Source organism: Nakamurella sp., from assembly GCF_048594475.1.
GTDB lineage: Bacteria > Actinomycetota > Actinomycetes > Mycobacteriales > Nakamurellaceae > Nakamurella.
Genome location: NZ_JBMDXT010000509.1, coordinates 1 through 2,133, shown reverse-complemented (window position 1 = coordinate 2,133; position 2,133 = coordinate 1). Strand labels below are relative to the sequence as shown.

General features: G+C 70.2%; 2 protein-coding genes. One reads left to right on the top strand and one right to left on the bottom strand.

Going from position 1 to position 2,133, the window contains the following annotated elements:
• A partial coding sequence (locus tag ACOJUF_RS23130; protein ID WP_420124163.1) for an FKBP-type peptidyl-prolyl cis-trans isomerase occupies positions 1 to 246 on the top strand: 246 nt, incomplete at its 5' end.
• A 126-nt stretch (positions 247 to 372) separates the two neighbouring features.
• On the opposite strand, the gene ahcY is transcribed toward ACOJUF_RS23130, so the two are convergent.
• Positions 373 to 1,860 (bottom strand): adenosylhomocysteinase, encoded by a 1,488-nt coding sequence (ahcY, locus tag ACOJUF_RS23125; protein WP_420124162.1) that lies wholly within the window; start codon positions 1,858 to 1,860, stop codon positions 373 to 375.
• Positions 1,861 to 2,133 lie beyond the last annotated feature (273 nt).

Genomic DNA, 2,133 nt, shown 5'->3' with positions numbered 1-2,133 from the left:
GTGCACTACCTGGGGGTGGACTACGAGTCCGGCGCCGAGTTCGACTCCTCCTGGAACCGGGGCGAGTCGATCGAGTTCCCGCTGCGCGGCCTGATCAAGGGCTGGCAGGACGGGATCCCGGGGATGAAGGTCGGCGGCCGCCGGCAGCTCACCATCCCGCCGGCCCTGGCCTACGGGCCGCCCGGCGGGCACCGCCTCGGCGGCAAGACGCTGATCTTCGTCATCGACCTGCTCGGCGTGCGCTGACCGTGCGCTGACCGAGCGCTGACCGGGCGCTGACCGAGGACGTCCCGACCACGACGAAGGCCCGCCCCGCAGGGGGCCGGCCTTCGTCGTCGCCACAGCCGTCGGGCGCGGGCGCCCGGTCGGCGTTCAGTACCGGTAGTGCTCGGGCTTGAACGGGCCCTCGACGTCGACACCGATGTACTCCGCCTGGTCCTTCGACAGCTTGGTCAGCTCGCCGCCGAGCGCCTCGACGTGGATCTTGGCGACCTTCTCGTCCAGGTGCTTGGGCAGGCGGTAGACCTCCTTGTCCCACTCGTCGGGCTTGGTGAACAGCTCGAGCTGGGCGATGACCTGGTTGGAGAACGAGGTCGACATCACGAACGACGGATGGCCGGTCGCGTTGCCCAGGTTCAGCAGGCGACCCGCGGACAGCACGATGATGGTGTGGCCGTCGGCGAACCGCCACTCGTCGACCTGCGGCTTGATCTCGATCTTGCTCGCACCCGAGCGGGCCAGCCCGGCCATGTCGATCTCGTTGTCGAAGTGGCCGATGTTGCCCAGGATCGCCTGGTGCTTCATCCGCTTCATGTGGTCGACGGTGATGATGTCCTTGTTGCCGGTGGTCGTGATGATCAGGTCGGCCCGCCCGACGGTGGCGTCCACCGTGGCGACCTCGAACCCGTCCATCAGCGCCTGCAGCGCGCAGATGGGGTCGACCTCGGACACGATCACCCGCGCGCCCTGCCCGCGCAGCGACTCCGCCGCGCCCTTGCCGACGTCGCCGTAGCCGGCGACCAGGGCGACCTTGCCGCCGATCAGCACGTCGGTGCCCCGGTTGATCCCGTCGATCAGCGAGTGCCGGATGCCGTACTTGTTGTCGAACTTGCTCTTGGTCACCGAGTCGTTGACGTTGATGGCCGGGAAGAGCAGCTCGCCGGCCGCCGCCAGCTGGTAGAGCCGGTTGACGCCGGTGGTGGTCTCCTCGGTCACGCCCACGATCGACGGAGCGGTCCGGGTCCAGTACCCGTCGTCGTCGGCCAGGGAGGCCCGCAGCAGGTCGAGGATGACGGCGTACTCCTCCGAGTACTCCGCGTCGTCCTCGGTGATGGTCGGCACGACGCCGGTCTTCTCGTATGCGACACCCTTGTGGACCAGCAGGGTCGCGTCGCCGCCGTCGTCCAGGATCATGTTCGGGCCCAGCCCGTCCGGCCAGCGCAGCATCTGGTCGGTGCACCACCAGTACTCGGCCAGGGTCTCGCCCTTCCAGGCGAACACCGGCACGCCGGCGGGCTCGTCGACGGTGCCGTAGCGCCCGACGACCACCGCGGCGGCGGCGTGGTCCTGGGTGGAGAAGATGTTGCAGGAGGCCCACCGGACCTGGGCGCCGAGGTCGACCAGCGTCTCGATCAGCACGGCCGTCTGCACGGTCATGTGCAGGGATCCGGAGATGCGGGCCCCGGCCAGCGGCCGGACCTCGGCATACTCCCGGCGCAGGGCCATCAGGCCGGGCATCTCGTGCTCGGCCAGGGTGATCTCCTTGCGGCCGAAATCGGCCAGGGCCAGCGACGCGACCTTCCAGTCGAGGTCGCCGGACCGGTCCACGGTCAACTCGGTGGCCAGCGTGGTCTGGGACACGAATGCTCCTTCGCGGGGCTCGGGGACGCGCCATGCTCATCACGGCGCGAAGGGCCGGACTCGGGTTCTGCCCTGCACCGGACGCCCCGGACAAGGGCGTGCATGTCACCGGACAGGATAGCCGCGGCGAGCGGGCGCCCGGTGATCCCACGCGACGCCGCCCCCCGGCGGGGCCGGTCCGGCGGGTGCCGGCGGCTGGACCCGGTCGCCGAACAGGCGAGAATGTCCGGGTGACTGCTCCGACCCCGGACCGCCCGTCCACCTCCGAGCACG